Below are 25,552 nucleotides of genomic sequence, written 5' to 3' on the forward strand. Positions count from 1 at the left end.
CGGTCAGATACCGCCGCCACCTCCTCTCCGCCATCTCCTTCCCCCTTGCGCCGTGCGTGGTTGATGGCGTGGTCGCACACCACAAGGTGACTGTCCGGCACCCACCACTACGACCTTCATCTCCGCCCCCGGGTTATGTCCGCGGATTCACTTGGACTCGACCCGCCCCAGTGGAGAGGTGCTCTCCGACAAAGCCTTCTGCGCCGCCGACCAGCTGGAGTACTCGATGTCGAGTGCGTGGCGCAGGTAGGCCCATGTGGCCTGCTGGATCATCGCCACCCGTTCGGGGTTTTCGTCCGTTGTTTCCTTGGCCTCGTAGCCCGCGATTCCGCCAAGCGAGTGTTCCGCGTCGAACACGGTAAGCAGGCTCTTGTCTCCAGGGCTCAGGAAGTAGGGGTCGGTAATCCAGTCCGGCCCCCGCACCGTCAGCGGAAGCTCGTCCTGGTCCCCCGCGATCACGAGTGCCGGCGTGGTCATGTCCGCGAAGCTCGGGCTCTTCAGCCACGGGAAGTTCTCGACCGCGAACGGTGTCAGGTCGGATCCGCCGGCTCCGGCCGTGGCAATCAGCACGCCCGCTTTGATTCGCGGGTCGGACAGGTCCTCTGACTTCTCACTCTCCGGATCGAGGACGCGCAAGCCCAGCAGGATGCCCGCTGTCTGACCGCCGAAGGAGTGTCCGGCCGCGGCGATGCGGCTTCGATCGAGACGCCCGCTGAGACCGGGCACGGAAGCTTCCAGGAGACCGAGCTGATCCAGGATCTGCTTCATGTCCTCGACTCGGGAGCGCCACAACCGTGGTTTGCGGGGATCGTCTACAGGAAGGCCCACGCTCCGCGAGTCCAGATGGGTGGGCTGAATGACCACGAAGCCGTGAGCAGCCCAGAAGTCGGCCAACGGGCCGTAGCCCTCCAACGACGAGCCAAAACCGTGCGAGAAGACGATAATCGGCAGTTCGTTCCCGGTCGCGGGTGCGGACACTCGCACTCGCAGGTCCTCGCCCCGGTCCGGTGCTGACAGCACTACCGGCTTCACCGAGACGGTTCGGGTGGGTGCGCTAACGGCCACGTCAATGGTGGCCGTGTCTGGTTCGGTCATGGAAGGAGTTCCCTTTCGGATGTCTCGCGCTTGATGCGGTCGGTCTCGGCGCGAGCTGAGAGAGCCGGTGGTCCAACGGGCGGGGGCTTCCCACCGAACACGGGCGTGGTGGCCATACGTGGTTTGGTGTCGGGCCCCCGCTCTGACACCATGAATAAACGGGACGCTGTCCCGATTGAAGATACGGGACAGTGTCCCGTTTAGCAAACCCGGTAGCGGAAGGGCGGACGCGGTGAACGAGAGCGATCGGGACACAGGACGCGCGGCCCGGTCCAAACGGGCGGACGCGCGGCGCAACGAGGAGGCCCTGCTCGAAGCGGCCGCCGCGGTCTTCGCCACCTCGGGCGTGGAAGCACCGATCCGCGACATCGCGGCCAAGGCGGGCATCGGGACGGCCACGATCTACCGCCACTTCCCGACGCGGGCGGATCTCATCGTCGCCGTCTACCGGCACCAGGTCGAGGTCCTCGCCGAGGCCGGCCCGGCCCTGCTGGAGTCCAGCGCGACTCCCTACGCCGCACTCGGGCGATGGATCGACCTCTTCGTCGACTTCGTGGTCACCAAACAGGGACTCGCCACCGTGCTGCAGTCCGACGACCCCTGCTTCGACCCCCTGCACACCTACTTCCTCGACCGCCTCGTGCCCGTGTGCACCCGGCTGCTCGACGCCGCGGCCGATTCCGGCGAGATCCGCTCCGACCTGGACGCCTACGAACTCATGCGCGGCGTCGGGGGCATCTGCGCGGGTTCCGGCAGCAACCTGCGCTACGACGCGCGCCGACTGGTCGGGCTCCTCATCGCGGGACTACGCCAACCGCAGTGACCTGCCGCACAGGCAGCCGATGCAGGCCGACCGCCTGCCCGGCGGGCACGTCGGTGCCCTCGTCGGTGTAGCGATAAGCGGTGGAACGGCCGATTTCGTGGTCGCCGGCCAGGTCGCAGGGGCGGGTGTCGTCGCGGAAGTGGCGCAGGATGAGCACCGCCTGGTGGGAAAAGGTCCCTCCACCGGGTCCTCCGGCAGGAAGCGTGGGGACGGGGTTCCGGGCAGTGGGACCCGGGGAGGTGCGCGAGCACCAGAACGCGGTCATTCCCGGCTTGCTTCAGACACTGGGCTATTCTCACCAATGCCTACGAAACCTACGTATATGTGAAACGGACGCACGGTATATCCGTGCGCCCGTTGCGAAGGTGCCAATTCGCGGCACGTGAAGCGTGTTCGGGGGCCATGGGGCGGTCACATCCCGCCGCCTCCGCCTCCCCCTCCGCCAGCGCCGCCTCCGCCGCCGTCGCCTCCTCCGCCTCCGGCGCCACCACCGCCGGAGCCACCGCCGTCACCCATGCCCCCGCCGGGGCCGCCACCGCCATAGCCGCCATGTCCGGTGTAGCCGCCTCCTCCGCCGCTGGGCCGCCTTGGCGCGTGGCGCGGCGCAGCGGGCGGGGGCGGGACCTGCTGCTGTGGCGGAGGCGGGCCCGGATTCGGCGGCGGTGGCCCGGGGTGGTACCCCTGGGACGCGCGGGGCGCCGAGCTTTTGTTTCCTGACCTGGCCACCAGAATGACCACGAGGATGATCGCCCCCACGATGATGAGGACGGCCAGAATCGCTGCGATCCCCACAAGGGGCGAGATGTTCGACATCCATCCGAACGTAGCGCCTGCCTCCTCTGGTCACCAGGCCCTGGCCGTTACTGGTCGCGGGTCCCGTGACGCGTCCACGGCAAGCGCAGCGGGCCCTAGCGATCGCCCCTGAGGCCGGATTTTCCCTGGCCAGAAACGGTTGACCCGCTTTCCGGGAGCGTCCGGTCCGCCCCCTTTCGCACCGTCACACGCGTGGCCGACGGAAGCAGAAATGCAGCGCCCCGTTGGGGCCGAGGACGGGGTGGACGGCCCCCGGCGCCGGTTTGCGCCCAGCGGAGTGCACGCCCAAAGCCGACCCGCGATCCCACGCCCGAACCCTGGATCCGCAGTAGCACACCACGCCCCTGCGTGTTGTCAACAATCATCGGGGGGCGTCCGCCGGGCGCGCTCCGGGATCGCGTGCGCTACTCGGGTGCAGTGACCGTAACGGTCACCACCCCGGTTCCCTCACCGAGGTCCTCGGCCTCGTCCTGCGCTTGCGCGATCTCGTCGATGGTGACCGTGTAGCCGCTGTCCAGGTCGAAGGACTCCTCGGCGGCGCCGCCCACATCCTCGGTCTGCTCGTCGTCAGGGTCGGATTCGTAGCCGATACTCAGGTTCGCCTCGTCCTCGGAGACCGCGGCGACCCCGATCCTGAGCTCGAAGACCTGCCTCACCGCGCCCTGCCGGATCGTCAACGACTCCTCCTCGCCCGGTTCGACACTGGGGGAGGCATCAGCGGAGGGCTGTTCTGAGGGTTCAAGAGTCTGCAGTGCGGGCGTCCTGTCGGAGTCGGGCTCCGGAGGTTCGCCGCCGCCGCACCCGGCGCCGAGCCCAACCAGAACAGCTACGACGCCCGTGGCGGTGGCTGCTCGAAGCCGGTACATCGACCACTCTCCTAGCTGTTGAGGTAGATCCCATAGGGTGACTGCTCCTGCAGCTCCTCGATGGGGACGGGATCGGGGTGGTTGTAGCCCCACGGGTTGTGCAACTCGACCATGCCGTCCTCGACATTGGTCACCGTGTAGGCGTGGTAGGAGACGAGGTCACCTTCGGGCCGGTACAGGGAGCCCCTGCCGGCTTGGGTCGAGACCACGATCGGGGCACCGCCATCGCTCCAGTCCTCGAGGTCATCTGGAGTGAAGTTCTCCACGTGCCTCCCGTCGCCCGTGAGTGTCTGCAGCGCAGTGTCGCCCAACCCGCCGTGCAGCTCCTCGTACCCTCCCTCGCGTTCGGCCAGGGCCTTCTCCAGGATCGCCGGCCACAGGACGTTGTCGTCTCCCGGATCGGCGTAGATCGGGCCACCGTACGACGGCAGGTCGGGGGTGACGGTGATCTCTTCGCCGGTGTCGGAGAAGGTGACGGTGAAGGTCCCGTTGTCGTTCTCCTCGATCATGTCCTCGATGGCGCCGGGATCGTTGTGGACCAGGGCACCCGCTGCGGCGAGCAACCAGCAGTCACCGAGACTCCCCTGCTGGATGTCGTCCAGTGTGGGCTCACCGTCGTCACCCCAGAGTGATTCCTGGGGGCCCTCCTCGAAGGTCGCGTCGTCACCGTAGTACGTCGCTTGGAGGTCATCGGTCAGCCACGAGGGGGTACGGACTACGGTTCCGCTGGTGTCGGCCTCGATAAGGGACTGGTCAAGTTCCCGGATCATGCGCAGGGTGTCCAGGCCCGCCTCGCTCATGATGACCTCGCGGAGCTCGCTGTCACCCAGCATGGTCGCGATCTCGTCCTCCTCAAGGCTCCACAGCAGCGCGTCGAGCTCGTTTTGGGGCATCCGCGACAGCGCCCTGGCCGGGTCGGTGTTGCCGAACCAGGTGAGCGGGTTCAGCGAGGTCTCGTGCTCCTCGGGGTTCTCGTAGTACTCCCGGATCTCGGCGAGCTCGTCGGCGGCGGCCTCGTAGTCCTCCTCGCTGGGCTCGGTGATCTCCGACCACGGGGCCGCCTGGGAGCCCGATCCGTCGACGTTGCCACGCCGGTCGGCGCCCTCATCGTTGTCGCGCGGGTCGGCGGCCGGGTTCGGGGTGAAGACTCCGTCGGGGGTCGAGGGCGAGTCGGCGGTGTCCGTGCTGGACACCTCCTCGCAGTCGGCGCTGCTGCCCCCGGTCGCTCCAACGCGGCAGAGAGCGTTGGTCAGGAGGCCGCCCACCGCGGAAGCCGCTCCGCTCACGAGCACCACACCGGCGACCATGCTGACAAGGAGAATGACAGCGGCGTACTCGGTGAACGAAGCTCCTCGCTCTGAGTCCTGGATCCGCAGTAGCACACCACACCCCTGTTCAGTTTTGTGAGAGATGTTGCCTGAAGAACGCTGATCTGTTCTACCCCGGGCCAACCGGCCCCGCAAGGGCCCAAACCGGCCCGCAAGAAGCCGCTACGCGGCAGCCCATCCCGGACATACGCTGCTACCTGGTGCGGCGCGATCCTCTGCGAACTGTTGTCAACAATCATTTCATTGAATCTTTATCTTTGCCGACCGGCCTCCCACTGACCACCCGATGCACTCCGCGACCCGGGAATCACCCGTGGTCATGGCACTGGATCCCACCCCTGTGCACCGGGAGACCACGGTGTACCGCAGAAATCGGCGTTGCCGTCTCTTCCACCGCGTTCGCCGAGCTGTTCCGGGCTCGCCCGCCGAGAACGCGCCCGCGGGGCCCGGCGCCGCCACCGTCACCTCCGCCACCGCTCTCGCCGAAGGAACCTCCACCGCTGGACTCACCGCCGTAGCCAGTGCCCTGGTACGGCGGCGGGGAGTGTCCAAGGCGGTGCCTCCGGGACGGTCGTGTGCTCTTGTTTCCCCGAGGCGATGAGGGAGACCACCAAGACAATGCCCCACGACAATGACGACGGCCGCGATGACTCCAATGACCGGCATCGAATTCGAACTTCATGTACATAATGCGCGCACTTGCGGCCAACCAGCCGATGCCCGTATCTGGCCGCAGGCCAGGAGAGCGCCCACGGGACGCACGAGGGCGCTGCCTGAGAGTGAGCAGGACCCTCATGCGTTGTTTGCGACCGTGGTCGCACCGCCGTAGAGTTGTGCGCTTGGACTGGCGGCATCTCTTCTGTGCGCCAAGCATCGCAATGCGCTGAGGATCGCAACGAACCGGACGGCCTCCGGGGCGGGACCCGCGCCTGCCGCCACCACCTCCACGAAAACTCGCACCCTCCATATCCGCCGTGCTCCGAGAACCCACGAGGCCGTCACCATGCCCGACCAGTTGCCCGGCCATGCGCCCACCCAGGTCACCGACCCCGAGATCGAGGCCGAACGCGCCTTCCTCGCCACCGCCCGCGCCGCGCTGCACACCATGCGCGAGGACGTCCTCACCACCGAGACCGTGCAGGACTCCTCCGAGGACGCCGACTACACCTTCACCAACCGGACACTCGCCGCCGACCGCAGCCGGCGCGCCGACGCCCTCGTCGACTTCGACGACGCCCCGCTGTTCTTCGGACGCGTCGACTACCCGGCCGGCACCATCTACGAAGCCGACCCCGACGACCCGCGATCCCACACCCGAACCCCCGAATCCGACCGGGTCTACATCGGCCGGCGCCACGTGCATGACGCTGGTGGTTCTCCCCTGGTCATCGACTGGCGGGCGGGCATCTCCACCGCGTTCTACCGGGCCACGCCCGACGACCCCCAAGGGGTGCGGCTGCGCCGCCGCTTCGGGTTCTCCGACTCCGCCGAACTCACCGCGTACGAGGACGAACCGCTCACCGCAGACACGCCCGGCACCGGGGCGGAAGGCGCGATCCTCGACTCGGAGATCGAGCGGCCACGCTCGGGCCCGATGCGCGACATTGTCTCCACCATCCAGCCAGAACAGGACGACCTGGTGCGGGCTCCGCTGCGGCCCGCGCTGTGCGTGCAGGGCGCCCCGGGCACCGGTAAGACCGCAGTCGGCCTGCACCGCATCGCCTACCTGCTCTACACCCAGCGCGACCAGCTCCGCCAGGACGGCGGGGTCGTCATCCTCGGGCCGAACCGCTCGTTCCTCTCCTATATCCGCAAGGTGCTGCCAGCGCTCGGGGAGGTCGGCGTCCGCCAGGCCACCATCGAGGAACTGCTCGACCGGGTTCCCGTGCGCCGCACCGAGGACCAGCACGCCGAACGGGTCAAAGGGGACGCCCGCATGGCCGAGGTCCTGGCGCGGGACCTGTGGTCACGGGTGCGCCCACCCGAGGAGACCCTGGTGGTCGAGCGGGGGGCGCGCAAGTGGCGCGTCCCGTCCGACGAACTGGCCGAGACCCTCACCGAGCTGCGCGAACGGCGGATCAGCTACGGCGCCGGACCCAACCTGCTGGTGCAGCGGATCGCCCACCTGGTGATGCGGCGGATCGAGAACGCGGGCGAGGCGTGCGACTCCCGCACGTTCAACGAGCTGCGCCGCAACCGGTCGATCAGCGCGGCGGCACGCGCGATGTGGCCCAAGGCCGACCCCATCCGGCTGGTTCTCGGCCTGCTCACCGACCCCGAACGGCTCGCCCGCGCCGCCGACGGCATCCTGACACCCGAGGAGCAGACCGCGATCCGACTGCCCGGCCGGCCGCGCTCGCCCAAGTCGGCGAAGTGGTCCGCCGCCGACCTCGCGCTGATCGACGAGGCCGCGTCCCTCATCGGCCGGCCGGACACCATCGGGCACATCGTCGTCGACGAGGCCCAGGACCTCAGCCCCATGCAGTGCCGGGTGATCGCGCGGCGCTGCACCCGCGGATCGCTCACCGTGCTCGGGGACATCGCGCAGGCCACCGGCGCGTCGGCGGCCGGTGACTGGCAGGCCCTGCTGGCGCACCTGGGCCAGGCCGACGACGCCCGGCTCGCGGTACTCGACCGCGGGTTCCGCGTGCCCGCCCAGATCATCGACTACGCGGCGCGGCTGCTTCCGGAGATCGCCCCCGGGCTGGGAGCCCCCAGCGGGGTTCGCAAAGCGCCGGGATCGCTGGTGGTCACCGGCGCCACCGCACCCGAGGTCCTCGACCGTGTCACGTTGGCCTGCCGCGGAGCACTGAAAGGCGACGGGTCAGTGGGCGTTGTCGCCGCCGACGCCGACATTCCGGCCATCCACCAGCGGTTGACCAACGAAGGGTTGGATACCGCCCTGGCCGGCGAGACCGAGGACGCGCTCGAAGCCGCCCGGCTGGTGTGCGTGCCGGCCAGCCTCGTGAAGGGGCTGGAGTTCGACTCCGTCATCGTCGCCGAACCGGCCAGGATCGTCGCGGCCGAACCCCGGGGCCTGCACCGGCTCTACGTCGCCCTCACCCGCGCGGTGAGCGCCCTGGAGGTCGTGCACGCCGAACCGCTACCCGAGGCGCTCGACCAACCGGCCGGCTGAACGGTACAGCCGGGAGACCAGCTCCCACCCAGGCCTTCCGCGGGGTCACGCCACCGGGGTGGTGGCGAGGTAGACGGTGTTGGCGGCCGAACGCTCCTGCAGGGGGTTGTGGAAGGTCACCTGCTCGGCGCGCGCCCGCGCGAACTCCCCTTCCAGCACCTTCGTAAAGTCGCTGTCCGGGGGGTCGTTCGACCACAACGCGAAGACCCCGCCGGGGTTGAGGTGCCGCGCGATGCTCCGCAGCCCCGCTGGTTCGTAAAAGGCCGCGTGGCTCGGGTGCAGCACGTGCCGCGGGGAGTGGTCGATGTCGACGATGACCGCGTCGAACGTCCGGGCCGGGGCCTCCGGGTCGAGGCCGTCCTCGGAGCCGACCATGCCGAAGAAGTCACCGCGCACCAGCTTGCACCGCGGATCCGTCGCCAGCTCCTCGCCCACCGGAACCAGCCCGTCCTGGTGCCATTCGATAACCTCGCCGAGCGCCTCGACGACGACGAGCGAGCGTACGTCCAGGTTCTCCAGCACCGTCCGGGCGGTGTAGCCCAACCCGAGCCCGCCCACGGCGACGTCCATGTCTTCCCCCGCGGCATCGGCGAGCGCGAGACGCGCCATCTCGACCTCGACCACCGTGAACAGGCTCGACATCAGGAACTCGGAGTCGAGCTTGACCTCGTAGACGTCCTCGCCCACGGTCGGGTCCCAGCGGCGGCGCAGGCTGATCGTGCCCATCGGTGTCGGGCGCCAGTCGAGCACCTGAAAGCGAGCACTCACGTCAAATCCCCCCCATCAGCCGTGCTCATTCCCGATCCTAACGGCGCCCGCCCGTACCCGGGCCGGAGCGAGCCGGCCCAGCCGACACGCCGCAAGATCTGGTGACAGACATCATGCGGGCAGCGAGTTCGCGTGCGCTGTGCCGTGCTTGAGAGAGTGGAACGACCGATCATCCAACCAACGTGTGAGGTATTCACCGTGAGCAGTATTCCTGCAGTCACCCTGAACAACGGGAGATCGATGCCGCAGGTCGGCTTCGGGGTGTTCCAGGTGCCTGACGCGGAGACCGACGCCGTCGTTGCCACCGCCCTGGAGGCCGGCTACCGGAGCATCGACACCGCGACCCTCTACAAGAACGAGGAGGGCACCGGCCGGGCGATCGCCGCGTCCGGACTGCCGCGCGAGGACCTGTTCGTCACGACGAAGCTGTGGAACACCGACCAGGGGTACGACGCCGCGCTGCGCGCCTTCGACACCTCACTGGCCAAGCTGGGCCTGGAGTACGTCGACCTGTACCTGATCCACTGGCCGGCGCCGGCCCGCGACACCTACGTCGAAACGTGGCGCGCGTTCGAACGCATCCGCTCCGAGGGCCGGGCCAAGTCCATCGGCGTGTCCAACTTCCAGCCCGCCCACCTGAAGCGGCTCATGGACGAGACCGACACCGTCCCGGCCGTCAACCAGATCGAGCTGCACCCGCGCCTGCAGCAGCCCACGCTGCGCGAGTTCCACGCCGCCAACGGCATCGTCACCGAGGCGTGGAGCCCGCTGGGCCAGGGCAAGGGGCTGCTGGACGACCCGACCCTGACCCGGGTCGCCGACCGCCACGGTGTCTCGCCCGCGAAGGTGGCGCTGCGCTGGAGTATCCAGCTCGGCAACGTGGTGATCCCGAAGTCCGCGACCCCGTCGCGGATCCGGGACAACCTCGACCTCTTCGGCTTCGAGCTGGACAGCGAGGACATGTCCACGCTCGCCGCGATGGACGCCGGCGAACGGGTCGGCCCCGACCCCGACACCCTGAGCTGACCCGCGGCACGCTCCCCCGGTGCTGGCGGCCGGTGGTCGCGCGTCCAACGGGGCGGCGAGGGCAGTGGATGGCCTGGCCCGCGGCGGTCGATACGGGTGCCCGGCGGTGGCGCGCGCGACGAGGGCGGCGAGGCCGGTGGCGGGGCTAGCGGGGTGTCTGTGGGGACGGTCTCGGCGCCGAATATGTCCGCACGGCCAGTTTCGGTGCCGCGTTAGGCCTTCCATGCCCGCTATTTCCGGATTGTGGGCCTTTGCGGTGCTGATCTTGAGGATTTCGTTCCTTTCACGCGCGATTAAGCAACGAAATCCTCAAGATCGACGCACAGAATCCCTGTAATCCGGACATAGTGGGCGCGCGTGGGGTGCACCCACGCGCGCACGTATTCGCCACACGCCAGCCGCGGCCACCGCCATCGTTGCTGCTCTCGATGGGTGCGCCACCTCGGGCACCAGGAGCGACCACCGCGGGCCGGCCCACCCACCGTCCTCGCTGCCCGTTGGACGCCGCACCACGCGCTCGCCGCACCGATGGGCACCAACGCCCGGCCACTCACCGCCCTTGCCGCCGTTGTCGGGCCGCACGCATGCGGGTGCAGGTCCGCGAAACTTCACTCGTGTTCGTAGGAACCTGTCTCTCAGGATCGCCGGGTGGTTCACGGCTTCCGCACCAGCTCGACCAGGCTCGCGATGTCCTCGTCGCCGTGCCCGTCCGCGACCCGGCGGCGCATCATCTCCTCCAGGGGCGCCACCAGCGCTCCGCTGATCCCCGCGGCCTCGCTGACCTCAACGAAGCCGGCGCCCGAGGTCTGCATGGCGAGGTTGGACTCGGGCGCGGCGTAGTCGCCCGCGTCGATCCGCCGGGCCAGGTCCGGCAGCGTGCCGTCGACCATCGCGCGCAGCCACGGAAGCAGCAGCGACGACGTGAACTCGGACGCTTTGGCGCCGCCCGTTCCGGCGAGCGCCATCGCGTGCAGGGCCCCGCCGATCACCCCGTACATCCCGCTGAGCAGGGAGAGGTCGTACAGCGCCGCGAGGCCGGGGTCGGTGTCCACGTGGGTCGCGCCACCGAAGACCGCCAGGTCGGCCTCGTGGCGGTCGAAGGCGGCGCGCGACCCGCTGTAGAGGACGAACGCGTGCGGGCCGCCGATCATGGACGGCGTCGCCATGATGCCGCCGTCGACGAACCCGGCGGCGCCGTGCCCGGTCGCCCATCCGGACAGTTCCCGGGCCTGGTCGGGTGTCCCGGTGGTCAGGTTCACCAGGTCGCGTCCGGCCAGCGAGCCCGCCACCGGGTCGAGAACGTCGTGCACACTGGCGTGGTCGAGCAGGCACGCGACCACCAGCGGGCTGGCCGCCACCGCCGCGGCCGGCGTGTCGGCCCGCACCGCTCCCTTCGCCACGAGCGGGTCCGCTTTCTCGGGGCTCCGGTTCCACACCGTTGTCGGGTGTCCGTTGGCGAGGAGCGCCTCGGTCAGCGCCCTGCCCATGTCGCCGAGGCCCAGGATGGTCACCGGTGTGCGTCGGTCTTCGGTCATGGTTCGGAAGCTCCTACTCGTTACTGTGCGTCGCTCTCGTACGTTGTGTTCGTGTGGTTCGCCCGCCGCACGGTTGCGGCCGGTCAGGCGTTGGCGACCGAGAAAGCGTCGACCATGCGGGCGAAACCGTCCTCGCCGTGACCGGCGGCGATCGCCCGGTCGGCGGTGCCCTTCGCCGCTTCCAGCACGCCGGCGTCGATGCCGCGGGCGTGCGCCGCGTGGATGATGTGCTCCATGCCGGCCGCGTTGGAGGCGAGCGTGGAGTCCTCTCCCGAGTAGCGCCCGGCGTCCGCGTCGGCGGCCAGCTCCGTCGCGATCTGGCCGGCGAGGTCGACGATGCCCTGCGCGAACGGGGCCAGTTCGGTGGCCGGGATGCTCTCCGCCCGAGCGAGGGCGAACGCGTGGGCGATTCCGGACATGGCCGTCCAGAAGGTGTCCAGCAGGGCGACGTCGAACGCCGCGGCCCTTCCCGGTTCGGCGCCCACGCGGGTCGCCGTTCCGCCGAGACTGGCCAGCGTCGGCCGGTGCCTCTCGTAGGTCTCCTCGGGGCCGCTGTACAGGAACACGGCCTCCGGCCGGCCGATCGTGACGGTGGGCGTCATGATCGAACCGTCGAGGTAGTCGATCCCATGCTGGGCGGCCCACTCCGCCATTTCGCGCGCACGGTCCGGGGAGTCGGCCGTCAGGTTGACCAGCGTCCTGCCGCGCAGTTCCGCGGTGAGCGGGTCGAGGATCGCGTGCGCGGCGTCGTAGTCGATGACGCACACGATCACCAGCGGGCTGGCCACCACCGCCTCGGCCGGGGTGTCGGCCCGCACCGCCCCCTTCGCCACGAGCGGATCGGCCTTGCGGGCGGTGCGGTTCCACACCGTTGTGGGGTGGCCGTTTCCGGTGAATGCCGCCGCGAGCGCGCTGCCCATCGGGCCGAGCCCGAGAACCGTCACCGGCGATTCGCTGTTCGCTCCCATGATCAATGAAGTCCTTTCCGCCAATCGGGACCGGTGTTCTCCGGCCGCCGCCTGCACAGTCGAGCCTGCGCTTGCCCGCTGACGGTCAACTGGCGCTGCGCTGGCGGTGTGATGCCGGTGGGCTGGCGGTGGTCGTGCGCGGCAGGCGGGCGCCCCGATGGAACGGCGCGCGGTCCGCACTCTGGGCGGTCGCACAGCGGCCGCTCGGCCGCGCCGACCGCCTGACTCCGGGCCGCGCCGCGAGGTGCTCCGGCGATCGCGACCCGCACCCGCCGGATGCTCGGCCGTCTCCACGCGGGCCGCGCACGGGCAGCCCGCCTCGATCGCTGGACTAACGTTGGGCACATGCGTTTCGGTGTGCTGGGCCCCCTCGCCGTGTGGCAGGCGAACGGCATCCCGGTCACCGTCCCCGACCTGAAGGTGCGCGCGTTGCTCGCCGCTCTCCTGGTCAACGCCGGGCAACCGGTGTCGTCCGGCCGGCTGGTCGAGGATCTGTGGGGCGCCCACCCTCCGGCCACCGCGGTGAACACCCTGCAGACCAAGGTGTCGCGGCTGCGTCGTGTCCTGGAGTCCGCCGAACCGGGAGGCCGGGAACTCCTCGTGTCCGGCCCGGCCGGCTACACGCTGGACACGAGCACCGTCGAGCTGGACGCCGACGGTTTCACCACCCTGGTCGCGCGGGCCCGCGCGACCGCCGATTCCCCCGAGCGGGCCGACCACTTCGCGCGGGCGCTGGCCCTCTGGCGCGGCCCGGCACTCGCCGACTTCCGCGACGAGCCATTCGCGCGCTCACTGGTCACCAAGCTGGAGCAGGAACGCCTGGCCGTCCAGGAGGAACACGCCGAAACCCGGCTGACGCTCGGCGAGCACGCCGCCGTCAGCGGCGACCTCGGCGAACTGGTGGCCGAGCACCCGTTGCGCGAGCGGTTGCGGGCGGCGCACATGCGCGCCCTGTACCGGGCCGGGCGGCAGAGTGAGGCCCTCGACAGCTTCCACGACCTGCGCTCCCGCCTCGCTGACGAACTGGGACTCGACCCCGGCCCCGACATCGTCGCCCTGCACCAGGCCATCCTGGAGCAGCGCCCCGAGATGGGCCCGCCATCCCCACGCGAAACGGAAACGGCCGCGCAGGGGCCCAGCGCGACGCGCGGCGGCAACCTGCCCTCCCCGCCCACCGAACTGGTCGGACGCGACACCGCGCTCGCCGACGTGCGCGCGTTGCTGCGCACCAACCGCCTGGTGACACTGAGCGGGCCGGGAGGCTCCGGCAAGTCGCGACTCGCCGTGGCCGCCGCGCTGGCGACTGAAGACCGGGACACCGACGCCGACCCAACCGACGCGGACGGCACGGACGGCACGGACGACATGCGCACCAGCGACGGGCTTTCGGACGCTACCGGCACGGTTCGCGTGGTCGGTGCGGCCGCCGCGCCCCAGGCGGCCAACGCCGTCGGCGGCAGCGGAACAGCCCGTGGAGAGGACCCGGCCACCTCCGAACCCCGCGCGATGCCTTTCCCGGACGGCGCGTGGCTGGTGGAACTGGCCGGCCTCGCGCCAACGGCGAGTGGGCCGCCGGCGGTGGCGGGCGAGCACGCGATCGCGCCGGGCACAACGGCCGGTGACGTCGCCGACCTGATCACCGCCGTGCTCGGTCTGCGGGACTTCGCCACACGCGGGACCGCGACCGGGGAACCCGGAGCCGGCGTGCCCGACCGCCTCGTCGCCGCCCTCGCCCACCACCGCGCACTCGTCATCCTGGACAACTGCGAGCACGTGATCGAGCCCGTCGCGGAGCTGGCGGGCCGCCTGGTGTCGTCGGCACCCGGGGTGCGCGTCCTGGCCACCAGCCGGGAACCGCTCGGCGTGCCCGGGGAGGCGGTCCGGCCCGTGCCGCCGCTGGACCTGCCCACCCCCGTTGCCACCGACCCGGAGGTCCTGCGCGAGTTCAGCGCCGTCCAGCTCTTCCTCACCCGCGCACGCGACGCCGCGCCCGACTTCACTCTGACAGCGGACAACGCCGCGGCCGTCGCCTCGATCTGCCGGAGGCTCGACGGCCTGCCCCTCGCCCTGGAACTGGCGGCGAGCCGGGTTCGCGGGTTCGGGGCCAACGAGCTGGCGCGCCGCCTGGATGACCGGTTCCGACTGCTGTCCTCCGGCAAACGCGGTGTTCCGGCGCGCCAACGCACACTGCGCGCGGTGCTCGACTGGAGCTGGGGCCTGCTGAGCGAGGCGGAACACGCCGTGCTGCGCCGACTGGCGGTGCACGCGGACGGCTGCACGCTCGCCGCGGCCGAGGCGGTGTGCGCGGGTAACGGTGTCGATCCCGGTGACGTGCCCGAGCTGTTGGCGCGCCTGGTCGACCGGTCGCTCGTTACCGCCGCCCATTGCGCCGAAACCCGGTACGGCCTACTCGAATCGGTCGCGGCCTACTGCCTGGAACGCCTGGAGGACGCTGGCGAGGCCGAGCCCGTCCGGTCGCGCCACCACCATTACTACGCCGCGCTCGCCGAGGAGGCCGAACCGCACCTGCGCGGCCCGAACCAACGGGAGTGGCTGGCCACCCTGGACGCCGAGTCCGCCAACCTGCGCGCGGCGCTCGACGGTGCGGTCCGCAGCGGCGACGCGGCACTGGCCCAGCGGATCACCGGTGCCCTGTCCTGGTACTGGTACCTGCGGGGGCGGTGGAGCGAGGCCCGCCGCGCGCTCGCCCGCGCGCTCGCGGTTCCGGGCCCGGCTCCCGCCGCGGTGACGGCGCGGGCACGCACCTGGCACGCGGGCATGGCCATGCTCGACGGCACGTACCGCGCCGAGCCGAACAACGCTGTCCTGGAGCTGTACGACCACGCCGGAGACGCGGCCGGCCTGGCCATGGCGCAGTGGTTCCTCGGCCACGTGGAGTACCTGTTCGGGAACCTCGCCGAAAGCGAACGCCTGGTCGAAGCGGCTCTGGACACCTTCCGCGGGCTCGGCGACGAGTGGGGGACCGCGGCCGCGCTCAGCGTCCAGGCATCCCACGCCATCTTCCGGGGCGACCTCCCGACCATGCGGCGGCTCGCCGAGCGGAGCGCCGCACTGTTCACCTCCCTCGGGGAGGCCTGGGGCCGGCTGCACGCGACCGGCACGCTGGGCACGTACTTCGAGATCACCGGCGACTACGCGCGTGCCGCCGAGCTCTACAGCGAAGCCCAGCGGCTCGCCGCGGACCTTGATCTGGCCTCCGAGGCCGCCATGCTGCTGGCCCGGTGCGGCCGGATCGCCCTGCTGGAACGCGACTACAAGCGGGCGGACGAGCTGCTCGAACGGGCGCGGGAGCAGGCCGCCCGGCAGCAGTACACCCACGGCGAGGAGTTCGCCGAGACCGGGCTCGCGCTCAGCGCGCGCCGCCAGGGCCGGCTGGACGACGCCGAGCCCCGGCTCCGGCGCTGGCTGGAGTGGAACCGGCGGGTGGAAGCGGACTACGGCGCGGCCCTGATCCTCGCTGAGCTGGGCTTCGTCGCCGAGCTGCGGGGCGACGCCGACGCGGCTCGGGAGCTGCACCTGGACGGCCTCGACGCCGCCGGAGCCACCGGGGACCCGCGCGCCATCGCGCTGGCCATGGAAGGACTGGCGGGAGCGGAGACCCTCGCCGGCCACCACGGCCGCGCGGCCCGGCTCCTGGGCTCCGCCCACGCCACACGCCTGTCGGCGGGTGCCGTGCTGCCTCCCGGGGAGCGGGACGACGTCGACCGCATCGCTGACCGGGCGCGGACGGCACTCGGCAGCGCCGCGTTCGACACCGAGTTCCACCGCGGCGCCGGCGCTCAGAGCCGGCCCTGAGCCGGCGCTGATGGAAACCGGGCTTCGGCTCGGGGCGGGTTGGTTCCGCGGGTATCGCCCGAGCAGGGGCGCGGCGTGCGCTTTGCGGCATCCCGGGCCGTCCTCAGGGCCAGCGCACCGCTTCCCGATCCGTACGTGCTGTGATCGCTTGTTTCCTGACTTGCGACGAAACGCGCGGTTAAAAGAGCCGACTCAAGGGCGAAACGCATGACATCCAGACTCCTCATGTCACCCTGACCACGACAAGCGAGGAGGTGGACGCGTGGGTCGCACACACCACGGTTCCGCCGCGACTTCCCTGCTGGCCGCGACAACGCTCGTCCTGGCGGGCTGCGGACCGGCCGGAGGCTCCGATGACGGGGACACCGTCAAGGTGGGCATGCTGCACTCCCTTTCGGGCACGATGGCGATCAGCGAGGTCACCGTCCGCGACTCGGTACAGCTCGCGATCGACGAGATCAACGAGGACGGCGGCGTCCTGGGCCGCCAGATCGAGCCGATCGAGGAGGACGGCGCGTCCGACGAGGCCACCTTCGCCGAGAAAGCCCAGAAACTGCTGCAGTCGGACCAGGTCGCGACGGTCTTCGGCGGGTGGACGTCCGCCAGCCGCAAGGCGATGCTCCCGGTGTTCGAACGCAACAACGGCCTGCTGTGGTACCCGGTGCAGTACGAGGGGCTCGAAGCGTCCGACAACATCGTCTACACCGGCGCCACCACCAACCAGCAGATCGTCCCGGCACTCGACTACCTCGCCGAGGAGGGCCACGAGTCGCTGTACCTGGTCGGCAGTGACTACGTGTTCCCCCGTACCGCGAACCAGATCATCACGGCCTACGCCGAGGCGAACGGCATCGAGATCATCGAGGAGGAGTACACCCCGCTCGGCCACACCGAGTACTCCACCATCACCAGCGAGATCGAGCGCGAGGAGCCCGACGCGGTCTTCAACACCCTCAACGGCGACTCCAACGTGAGCTTCTTCCAGCAGCTCCGCTCCTCGGGTGTCACCGCCGACGACATGCCGGTGCTGAGCGTCAGCGTCGCGGAGGAGGAGGTCGACGGCATCGGCGTGGACAACATCGAGGGCCACCCGGTCGCCTGGAACTACTACCAGACCACCGAGACCCCGGCCAACGAGGAGTTCGTCGCGGCGTTCCAGGACGCCTACGGCGAGGACCGCGTCACCTCCGACCCGATGCAGTCCGCCTACAACGCCGTCTACCTGTGGGCGGCGGCGGTCGAGGAGGCCGAGAGCTTCGAGGTCGACGACGTCCGCGCGGCCCTGGACGGGATCGAGCGCGACGCCCCAGAGGGCCCCATCACCATCGACGGCGAAACCCAGCACCTGGCCAAGACCGCGCGTGTCGGTGTGGTCAACGAGGACGGGCTGATCGACGAGGTGTGGACCTCGGAGGAGCCCATCGAACCCGACCCCTACCTCACCGGCTACGACTGGGCCGACGACATGGCCGGCGAGGAGTAGCGGCGGCGGCCCGCGGGCGAACGCCCCCGGGCCGCCGCGCCCGCCTGTGCGGTTGTGCCTCCGGGCACCCCACCGCGCAGCCCCACGCCGCCCCGGACAACGGCGTCCACCCCGCCACAGGGCGATCCCCGAACCCGCCGGAACAGCCGCGCACCCAGCACACCCGGCATCCGCGGCCGCCCCGGACCGGCGGCGCGACCCGGGGCACACGCCCAGAACAACCGAGGAGGCCTCGCACACCCCCATGGACGCGATCCTGAACCAGATACCGATCGGTCTCGCGATCGGTGCCGTACTGCTCCTCGCCGCGCTCGGCCTGAACTTCACGTTCGGCCAGATGGGCGTAATCAACATGGCGCACGGCGAGTTCATGATGGTCGGTGCCTACACAGCGTTCGTCATGCACGCGTGGTTCGAGCTCAACCCCGACTACGCGCTCGTCCTGGCGATCCCGGCCGCGTTCGTACTGACCGGACTGCTCGGCCTGGCCCTGGAGGTCAGCGTCATCCGGCGCTTCTACGGCCGCCCGCTCGACACCCTGCTGCTCACTTTCGGCATCGGCCTGGTGCTGCAGCAGATCGCCCGGGACATCTTCGGTGCTCCCAACGTTGACGTCCCCGCCCCGGTCTGGCTGGCCGGCGGCGTGGATGTCCTGGGCATCCGATTGCACTTCGCGCGGCTGTTCATTCTGGCGCTCGCCGTGCTGTGCGTGATCGCGATCGCCTACTACCTGAACCGCAGCAAGCCCGGCCGCCAGATGCGGGCCGTCCTGCACAACCGGGACCTCGCCGCGGTCACCGGAATCGCGACCCGGCGCATCGACGCCACCACGTTCTTCCTCGGCTCCGGCCTGGCCGGGATCGCCGGCGTGGCACTCACCCTCATCGGACCGACCGGCCCCACCCTCGGCCACAACTACATCGTCGACGCCTTCCTGGTCGTGGTGGTGGGCGGCCTCGGCCAACTGCGCGGCACCATCCTCGCCGCGCTCGCCCTGGGCCTGCTCAACGCGTTCGCCGAGTTCTGGACCGACGCCAGCCTGGCCAAGGTGCTCGTGTTCGTCGCGATCATCGGGTTCCTGCAGGCCCGCCCCCAAGGAATGTTCACCGTGCGATCGAGGGCCCTCACATGACCGCCGACGACACCCGCGCGACCGCCCGGCCGGCGCCCGCGGTCGCCACCGACCCCCAGCCCTCGCTGCTGGCCCGCCTCCGCGGCCCCCTGGTCGTGGCGGCGCTGGTCGCCGCCGCGCTGCTGGTGCTGCCCCTGTTCCTCGACCAGTTCCGCCTCAACCTGTTCGCCCAGTACCTGTGCTACGCGATCGTGGCCATCGGGATCGCGCTCGCGTGGGGACGCGGCGGCATGCTCACTCTCGGCCACGGGGTGTACTTCGGGTTGGGCGGCTACGCCCTCGCCATGCACCTCACGCTGGCGCGGATCGCCGAGGACCCGATGGCCCCCGGCGGCCTGCCCGACTTCATGGAATGGAGCGGGCTGGAAACCCTGCCGCTGCTGTGGCGCCCGTTCGCGCACCCCGCGTTCGCGCTCGCCGCCGTGGTAGCGGTGCCCGGCGCGGTGGCCGCGCTCCTGGGGTGGGCGGTGTTCCGGCAGCGCGTTCGCGGGGCGTACTTCGCCATCCTGAACCAGGCACTCGCCGCCGCCTTCGTGATCCTGATCATCGGGCAGCAGCACCTTACCGGCGGGACCAACGGGCTGACCGACTTCCCCACCTTCGCGGGCACCGACCTCTACTCCCCCGAGGCGCAGTGGGTGGTGTTCGTGATCGTGGTCATCACCACCGCCCTCATCTACCTGCTGTTCCGGCACGTGGCGGGCAGCCGGTACGGCGCCCTGCTGGTAGCGGTCCGCGACGGCGAGGACCGGGTCCGGTTCCTCGGCTACAACCCCACCTGGATCAAGACGTTCGCCTACACCCTCTCGGCGATGGCGGCCGGCATCGCCGGAGCCCTGTTCGTCCCGGTCATGGGCATCATCTCGCCGGAGATGCTCGGCGTGGTCCCGTCGATCATGTTCGTGCTGGCCGTGGCGATCGGAGGGCGGTACAGCCTCGCCGGCGCCGCGGTGGGCGCGGTGGTGATGAACGCCGCCCAGACCACCTTCTCCGAGAACTTCGCCAACGGCTGGCTCTACCTGCAGGGCGTGCTCTTCGTCGTGGTCATCGCGTTCGCGCCCCGCGGGCTGGCCGGTATCGCCCAGTCCATCGCCGCCACCGTCCAGCGCTCCTGGCGCGCCCGCGCCACGGGCGGGGCGGCCGGCAGCGCAGCCGGCGCACCCCAGGAAACCGACGCGTCCGGGAGTCCCCGATGACCCACCCACTGCTCAGCCTGAACGGAATCCGCGTCGCCTTCGGCGACTTCACCGCGATCGACGGCATCGACCTCACCGTCAACGAGGGCGAGCTGCGCTTTCTGATCGGCCCCAACGGCGCCGGGAAGACCACGCTCGTCGACGTGGTCACCGGCCGCACCCGCCCCACGTCCGGCACGGTCACCTTCGCCGGCCAGCCCATCCACGGACGCAGCGAGCACCGCATCGTCCGGACGGGGATCGGCCGCACCTTCCAGACGTCCGTCGTCTTCGAGGAGCTGACCGTCACCGACAACATCGACCTGGCCGCGCACTTCCGGCTCAGTCCCCTGGGGCTGCTGCGCCGCCGGCGCGGCATCACCGCGACCGTCGGCGGCGTGCTGGAACGCACCGGCCTGGCACCGCTCGCCGGCTCGCTGGCCGGAACCCTGTCCCATGGGCAGCGCCAGTGGCTGGAGATCGCCATGCTGCTCGCCCAGGGCCCGCGGCTGTTGCTGCTGGACGAGCCCGTGGCCGGAATGAGCCGCGCCGAACGGGAACGCACCGGCGAGCTGCTCACCGAGATCTCCGCCGACCACACCGTCGTCGTCATCGAACACGACATGGAGTTCCTGCGCCGCTACGCCCGCGACGTCACCGTGCTGCACGAAGGGCGGATCCTCACCGAGGGGACGGTAGGCGAGGTACAGGCGGACCCGCGGGTCCAGGAGGTCTACCTGGGCCGCAACCAGGTGACCGCGCCCGAACACGACGGCGGGGACATGCTGGTGCGTACCGCGAACGAGGAGGGCTGACATGCTGAGCGTGCACGGGCTCAGCGCGGGCTACGGTCGCGCCCGGGTGCTGTTCGGCGTCGACCTGGACGTCGCGGACAACAGCGTCACCTGCGTCATGGGGCGCAACGGCGTTGGCAAGAGCACCCTGCTCAACACCATCACGGGGCTGATCACCGCGACGTCCGGCCAGGTCACTTTCGACGGTACCGACATCACACGCCGGCCCGCGCACGCCCGCGTGCGCGCCGGCATCGGCTACGTCCCGCAGGGCCACGAGAGTTTCGCCCCGCTGACCGTCGCGGAGAACCTCGACGTCGCCTGGGAAGCCGCCGGCCGCGGCCCGCGCACCCTGGTCGACGGGGCGCTGGAGCTGTTCCCGCGGTTGGTACCGCTGATGGGGCGGCATGCCGGTGTGCTCTCGGGCGGCCAGGCCCAGCAACTGGCGATCGCCCGAGCCCTGGTGACGAACCCTCGCCTGCTGATCCTGGACGAGCCCACCGAGGGTATCCAGCCCTCCATCGTCGCCGAGATCGAGGAGGCCATCGCGACGCTGCACGCCCGCGGCATCGCCGTGCTGCTGGTGGAGCAGTACCTCGACGTCGCACTGCGCCTCGCCGACACCGTGACCGTGCTGGACGCCGGCGCTGTGGTGCACAGCGCCGCCCGCGAGGACCTGTCCACGGAACAGGTCCAGTCGTTGCTGGCGATCTGAGCCTCCGCCGCGCCGCGGGCCCGGTAGGAGAAGGCCCGCGGCGCGGCGGGAGCCGGGCAGCACCTGGTCCTCCGCTCGTTAACGCGTATCCCCGCGCCGCCCCACCTCTCCGCTTACGGTCCGGTGGTCGACCCCGCGCGCCGACAGCAGGTCGCGGGCCGGACCGGGCCGCCGGACCAGCGCCAGCAGCAGGTGCTCGGTGCCGATTCCCCGGTCACCCAGCTCGATCGCCTCCCGCAGGCTCTGCTCGAGCACCCGCTTCGCCTCCGACGTGAACGGCCGGTGCCCCGAGAACAGCCCGCGGCGCTGCGGCCTCCCGCCGGCCAGCGCGTACTCGCCGTGTGCCCGCTCGACCCGGCCGACGACCTCCTCGACGTCGATTCCCAGCGCGTCGAGCGCGGCCGCGTCCGCGCCGCTGAGCCCTGCCCGACGCCGCATCTCGCGCAGATCCCCGGCGATCGTGTCGGCCGATACCCCGTGCTCGGTGAGCACGGCGGCCGTCGTGGTCACCGGGTCTTCAAGGAGGGCGGACAGTATGTGGGTCGGGGTGATCTCGCCGGACCCCTCGCGTTTCGCCTCGCGCTGCGCCCCGACGACCGCCGCGCGGGCCTCGTTCGTAAACCGCTCGAACATCATCGCCTCCCGTGCTTCTTGTGCACCGCCTGCTTGCTCACACCCAGCTCCGCCGCGATCTCCTGCCACGCCCACCCCTGGGCGCGGGCGCTGCGTACCTGCACCGCCTCCAGCCGCTCAAGGAGCTGGCGCAGTGCGGCCACAGCGCGCAACCCGACCCTGGGGTCGCCGTCGCCGGCCTTCGCGGCGAGCTCCGTCGCGTCCGTCATGAGTCTCCTCCCTCCGTGCTCGCCATCTCCGCTGTCAATATAGATTGACACACACGAGCGCGTCAATGGAAGTTGACAACTGGCGCAGACGGGTTCCGGAAGGGCAACGGGAACGCCACCCTCGATGACCCGCGCCGGGGCGGGCCAAGCGGCCGGCTCGGCGATGCCGGGTCCGGACGCGCTAAGCGGCCCCGGCGATCCGTGTCGCCGTGGCCGGGCGGAAACGTCGGCCGGTGTATCGCGGCGGCCCGCTAACGGACCATGCCCGGGGCGGCACCCGCCACCGGGGCCGGAGGCGGGGCCATCATCGGACCAGGGCCGTCGAAGGGGGCGGGCATGGGGGCGGCGGTGAGGATGATCTGGGCGAGACGGGCCCGGGTGAGGGCGAGCCCGCGCACCAGCGGCGGCAGGGTGACGGCGAGCAGGACTCCGCAGGCGACATAGAAGGCGCTGTCCGTGACGTAGCCCCCGCCCACGTCGATTAGCTGGGGGAGGCTGACGTAGTCCGGGATCGCCCCGCGCAGGACCCAGCCGTACAGCGGCCAGGCGAGCGCGCCGACCGCACCGACCCACCAGGCGAACGTGAGGGACGAGCAGACCACCGTGACGGGGAAGGTCACCACGCCGTGCAGCAGATCCAGCCAGGAACGGCCGCTTCCCAGCGCGACGCGGAGGCGCGGCCCGATGCCCGGACCCGCGGGCGGGACCGGAGCAGCGGGCTGCGCGGCCCGCTGGTCAAGGATCTCGGGCAAGGCGTGGCGCTCGATATCGCCCAGCCGACGGGCGACGGCCAGGGTCGCCGCGAGCACGGGCAGTCCGATGCCGATGACCGCGGTGCCGATGCCGAGGGAGAAGCCGACCACCAGTAGCGCGAAGCCGATCAGGGCCAGCGGGAACGAGAAGAGAAGGTAGCGGGTGTCGGTGCTGAGGCGCGTCAGGAAGCTCATGGAAACGATATTGGCAAGTGGAGTCCCGGAGGTCAGACCCGCTGACATCCCAACCGTCGTAGGGATAGCCCTACCGTCGACCCTCGGGGCTCCCGAAGGCGTCGGCGACGACGACCCCAATGTCGGCCGTGGCCGAAGGGAAAGTCCGGTCCGGCAGCGCCACGGAGGCGACCGCGGCGTTCTATGGGCCGCCGACGCGCTCCCGCCGGGGCAGTGCCAGCCACAGGGCACTGCCGATGCCGATCGCCGCCGCGGCGAACCGGAGGAACAGCACCTTGTACGGGGCGTCGCCGAGCACACCCGTCACCTCGTCCAGAAGGAAGATCAGAACCGGCAGCGTGAGGACGACCAGCGCCCCAGCACGTGAGCGGAGCCGGTGCCGGCCGTAGACCCACGCCCCGATCAGCACCATGCAGAACGACGACAGCAGTTGGGGCAGCGCGATCCAGAGGGCGGGACCGCCCCACGGGCTTTCGAGCTGTTCGGGGGTACTCAACTCCATGTAGGCGAAGAACCGGGCGGTCGACCACGCGACGTAGAACGCGAGCGCCGCGAGGACCGAGAGAACGCCCCTGATCACCGTTGTCCGCTGGTCAGGATCCACTCGTGCTCCCTACCGTCGTGCTCGCACCGCGTCCGCGTCAGTTGTCCCCACGGTACTCCGGGGCGATGCAGGAGTCGTGCTGGGCGAAACTCCGTTCACCGTTCTCCGGTCCCTCCAGGATCTGGGCCTCGAAGGCACGCTGGATCTCCTCACTCCACCCGAAGGACGCGCCGAACGATATTCCCCCCGCCTTGAGCGAGCCACCGTACTCCTGCTCGTTCTTGGAGCCATGCGAGAAGTACTGCCAGAGCCGGCCCCTCTCGTAGAAGAGCCGATCCCACGGCGCCGCGTCCTCACCGGGATCCTGGGTGATGGTCCCGCCGTCCTCGGGGAGCGGGTTCATCATCGAGTCCATCGCGATGGGGGGCGGCATCAGACCGAGGTTACCCAGCATTTTCTCACCGATCTCCTGCTCCTCGGGGGTGTCGAAGTCGAGCTGGATCTCCTGGGTGCTGGATACGGACTGGGTCTCCTCGGCCTTCCCCGACCCCTTCGTCGTGTTCCCGTTCTTGTTGCCCTGCGGACTAGCCTCGAACCCGGCCTTGCTTTGCCCCTCGATGGTGACGGAGTACCGGAGGTTCTTCAACGAACCGTCCTCGTTACGCATAATCCGGGTGGCGCCGCTCAGGTTGGCCCCCGGGGCCCATTTGCCGCCCAGTGCCTTCAGCGCCCCGTCCCCGCTCCCTGTGTAGGTGTAGGTCTGGGCGGTCTTGACATTGCCCGGCTCGTCGTACCACTTGGCGACCTCGACGCTGGACCCGAGCTCCAGGTTCCAGTCGTCGCCGGTGGTCAGTCCGACCTTTTCGCCCGTCTGCACCGGGGCGCTATAGTTCTTGTTCTCCTCCACCCAGTCGGATATCGGGCCGTCGGCGTTGAAAGTGACCCCGAAGGTCCCACTCTTGATATCGGGCTCCGGGAGGTCGGGCGGTTCGTAGTGGCCGGTGGCCTCACCAATAGCCCGACCCATCTGGTACCCCTGGCCGGCGCCCCACATGTCCTGCTGCTCCTCGCGGCGGGTCTGCTCGATATCTTCTTTGAGCCGCTGGAACTGGTCCTCGCCGGTCTCACCGGGCTTCTCGCCCTGGAGAAAGTACATGTTGCCCGGCGCGACGAAGCCCTTGAGGCCCGCCCCGGCCTCCTTCTTCAGGGAGTCCTTTCCGGTGTCGACACCGCCGCCGCCCTTGAGATCCTTGCCAAATGCCACCGAGGGCTGCATTACCAGGAAAACCGTTCCGTCGGAGAGTGTCTGCTTCGCGTACTTGTACTCCGACCCGATCGAGAACACCCCGAGCTCGACCTCGCCCCCGACGGTCTCGGCGCGACTGTTCCGAACGCAGAACTCGGGGCTGAAGTCGTACTGCTCGTCCTCGCCGCTGCCGTCCGCCTGGTTCGACCCCTCGCCGCAGTCCTTCTCCGCACCTGTGGCGTTCTGCACCTCACACATGGCCTGACGGAGAAAGTCACCCACGCTGCCCGGAACGGACGCCACGAGCACGGCGGCCGCAATCCCCGATATCAGCATGATGAGCGCCGCGTACTCGATGAACTCGGCTCCGCTGTCGGCACGCCGCGGGTAGAGCCGTAGCAGGAAGCGGGACCGCGGAGCGGAGAGTGGGTGAACGGGGGGACAACGGCGAGACATATCCGAGCATTCTACGGATCATGGGACGACTCAGCACAGGGCGC

Annotated in this window: 20 protein-coding genes and 1 pseudogene; 9 read left to right on the forward strand and 12 right to left on the reverse strand. The window is 70.3% G+C overall.

The window, feature by feature from the left end; all coding sequences use genetic code 11:
• Window positions 1–147: 147 nt before the first annotated feature.
• Window positions 148–1,095, reverse strand: coding sequence for an alpha/beta hydrolase family protein (locus F4561_RS28420; RefSeq protein WP_184584774.1), 948 nt, complete (start codon window positions 1,093–1,095; stop codon window positions 148–150).
• 232 nt (window positions 1,096–1,327) lie between these two features.
• Here F4561_RS28420 and F4561_RS28425 point away from each other — a divergent pair, with 232 nt between their 5' ends.
• A complete protein-coding gene (locus F4561_RS28425) occupies window positions 1,328–1,918 on the forward strand; it encodes a TetR/AcrR family transcriptional regulator (protein WP_184584777.1) in 591 nt (196 codons plus the stop codon).
• Between the two features lie 22 nt (window positions 1,919–1,940).
• Here F4561_RS28425 and F4561_RS32950 read toward each other — a convergent pair.
• From F4561_RS32950 to F4561_RS28440, 3 genes and pseudogenes are all read right to left on the reverse strand, one after another.
• Window positions 1,941–2,081: pseudogene (locus F4561_RS32950) on the reverse strand (IS5/IS1182 family transposase); the annotation flags it as partial.
• A 1,054-nt stretch (window positions 2,082–3,135) separates the two neighbouring features.
• Window positions 3,136–3,597 carry a hypothetical protein gene (locus F4561_RS28435; protein ID WP_184584781.1) on the reverse strand — a complete coding sequence of 154 codons (462 nt, stop codon included), beginning with the start codon at window positions 3,595–3,597 and terminating at the stop codon, window positions 3,136–3,138.
• Window positions 3,598–3,608: 11 nt separating this feature from the next.
• Entirely contained in the window at window positions 3,609–4,979 is a 1,371-nt protein-coding gene (locus F4561_RS28440) for a C2 family cysteine protease (protein ID WP_184584783.1), read from the reverse strand.
• Between the two features lie 949 nt (window positions 4,980–5,928).
• On the opposite strand from F4561_RS28440, the gene F4561_RS28445 reads away from it, so the two are divergent.
• Window positions 5,929–8,061, forward strand: a complete 2,133-nt coding sequence (locus tag F4561_RS28445; RefSeq protein WP_184584785.1) for a HelD family protein — start codon at window positions 5,929–5,931, stop codon at window positions 8,059–8,061.
• A gap of 45 nt (window positions 8,062–8,106) precedes the next feature.
• On the opposite strand, the gene F4561_RS28450 is transcribed toward F4561_RS28445, so the two are convergent.
• A complete protein-coding gene (locus F4561_RS28450; RefSeq protein WP_184584787.1) occupies window positions 8,107–8,829 on the reverse strand; it encodes a spermidine synthase family protein in 723 nt (240 codons plus the stop codon).
• Window positions 8,830–9,036: 207 nt separating this feature from the next.
• On the opposite strand from F4561_RS28450, the gene F4561_RS28455 reads away from it, so the two are divergent.
• Window positions 9,037–9,855 carry an aldo/keto reductase gene (locus F4561_RS28455; RefSeq protein ID WP_312885745.1) on the forward strand — a complete coding sequence of 273 codons (819 nt, stop codon included), beginning with the start codon at window positions 9,037–9,039 and terminating at the stop codon, window positions 9,853–9,855.
• A 653-nt stretch (window positions 9,856–10,508) separates the two neighbouring features.
• Here F4561_RS28455 and F4561_RS28460 read toward each other — a convergent pair.
• Entirely contained in the window at window positions 10,509–11,390 is an 882-nt protein-coding gene (locus tag F4561_RS28460; protein WP_184584788.1) for an NAD(P)-dependent oxidoreductase, read from the reverse strand.
• A gap of 83 nt (window positions 11,391–11,473) precedes the next feature.
• Window positions 11,474–12,358, reverse strand: a complete 885-nt coding sequence (locus F4561_RS28465; protein ID WP_184584790.1) for an NAD(P)-dependent oxidoreductase — start codon at window positions 12,356–12,358, stop codon at window positions 11,474–11,476.
• A 345-nt stretch (window positions 12,359–12,703) separates the two neighbouring features.
• Here F4561_RS28465 and F4561_RS32955 point away from each other — a divergent pair, with 345 nt between their 5' ends.
• The 6 genes from F4561_RS32955 to urtE all read left to right on the forward strand — a co-directional run bounded on the left by F4561_RS32955 (window position 12,704) and on the right by urtE (window position 21,473).
• Entirely contained in the window at window positions 12,704–16,174 is a 3,471-nt protein-coding gene (locus F4561_RS32955; RefSeq protein WP_184584792.1) for an AfsR/SARP family transcriptional regulator, read from the forward strand.
• 262 nt (window positions 16,175–16,436) lie between these two features.
• On the forward strand, window positions 16,437–17,657 hold the full coding sequence (gene urtA, locus F4561_RS28475) for an urea ABC transporter substrate-binding protein (RefSeq protein WP_184584794.1): 1,221 nt from the start codon (window positions 16,437–16,439) through the stop codon (window positions 17,655–17,657).
• Window positions 17,658–17,901: 244 nt separating this feature from the next.
• Window positions 17,902–18,789, forward strand: a complete 888-nt coding sequence (gene urtB, locus F4561_RS28480) for an urea ABC transporter permease subunit UrtB (protein WP_184584796.1) — start codon at window positions 17,902–17,904, stop codon at window positions 18,787–18,789.
• The gene (urtC, locus tag F4561_RS28485; protein WP_184584798.1) at window positions 18,786–19,985 is read left to right on the forward strand and encodes an urea ABC transporter permease subunit UrtC; all 1,200 of its coding nucleotides are present in this window, start codon (window positions 18,786–18,788) and stop codon (window positions 19,983–19,985) included. The genes urtB and urtC overlap by 4 nt, the downstream gene beginning before the upstream one ends.
• Entirely contained in the window at window positions 19,982–20,779 is a 798-nt protein-coding gene (gene urtD, locus F4561_RS28490) for an urea ABC transporter ATP-binding protein UrtD (protein WP_184584800.1), read from the forward strand. The genes urtC and urtD overlap by 4 nt, the downstream gene beginning before the upstream one ends.
• 1 nt (window position 20,780) lies before the next feature.
• Window positions 20,781–21,473, forward strand: coding sequence for an urea ABC transporter ATP-binding subunit UrtE (gene urtE, locus F4561_RS28495; RefSeq protein WP_184584802.1), 693 nt, complete (start codon window positions 20,781–20,783; stop codon window positions 21,471–21,473).
• 78 nt (window positions 21,474–21,551) lie between these two features.
• Here urtE and F4561_RS28500 read toward each other — a convergent pair whose 3' ends face one another.
• The 5 genes from F4561_RS28500 to F4561_RS28520 all read right to left on the reverse strand — a co-directional run bounded on the left by F4561_RS28500 (window position 21,552) and on the right by F4561_RS28520 (window position 25,508).
• Window positions 21,552–22,109, reverse strand: a complete 558-nt coding sequence (locus F4561_RS28500; RefSeq protein WP_221446364.1) for a Clp protease N-terminal domain-containing protein — start codon at window positions 22,107–22,109, stop codon at window positions 21,552–21,554.
• The gene (locus tag F4561_RS28505) at window positions 22,106–22,315 is read right to left on the reverse strand and encodes a helix-turn-helix domain-containing protein (RefSeq protein ID WP_184584803.1); all 210 of its coding nucleotides are present in this window, start codon (window positions 22,313–22,315) and stop codon (window positions 22,106–22,108) included. Before F4561_RS28505 ends, F4561_RS28500 begins: the two co-directional genes overlap by 4 nt.
• A gap of 251 nt (window positions 22,316–22,566) precedes the next feature.
• Window positions 22,567–23,262 (reverse strand): sensor domain-containing protein, encoded by a 696-nt coding sequence (locus F4561_RS28510; protein ID WP_184584804.1) that lies wholly within the window; start codon window positions 23,260–23,262, stop codon window positions 22,567–22,569.
• A gap of 181 nt (window positions 23,263–23,443) precedes the next feature.
• Complete coding sequence (locus tag F4561_RS28515) at window positions 23,444–23,866, reverse strand: hypothetical protein (protein WP_184584805.1); 423 nt, start codon at window positions 23,864–23,866, stop codon at window positions 23,444–23,446.
• A 37-nt stretch (window positions 23,867–23,903) separates the two neighbouring features.
• On the reverse strand, window positions 23,904–25,508 hold the full coding sequence (locus tag F4561_RS28520; RefSeq protein WP_184584806.1) for a hypothetical protein: 1,605 nt from the start codon (window positions 25,506–25,508) through the stop codon (window positions 23,904–23,906).
• Between the last annotated feature and the right edge of the window lie 44 nt (window positions 25,509–25,552).

It is taken from the genome of Lipingzhangella halophila, from assembly GCF_014203805.1.
Taxonomy (GTDB): domain Bacteria; phylum Actinomycetota; class Actinomycetes; order Streptosporangiales; family Streptosporangiaceae; genus Lipingzhangella; species Lipingzhangella halophila.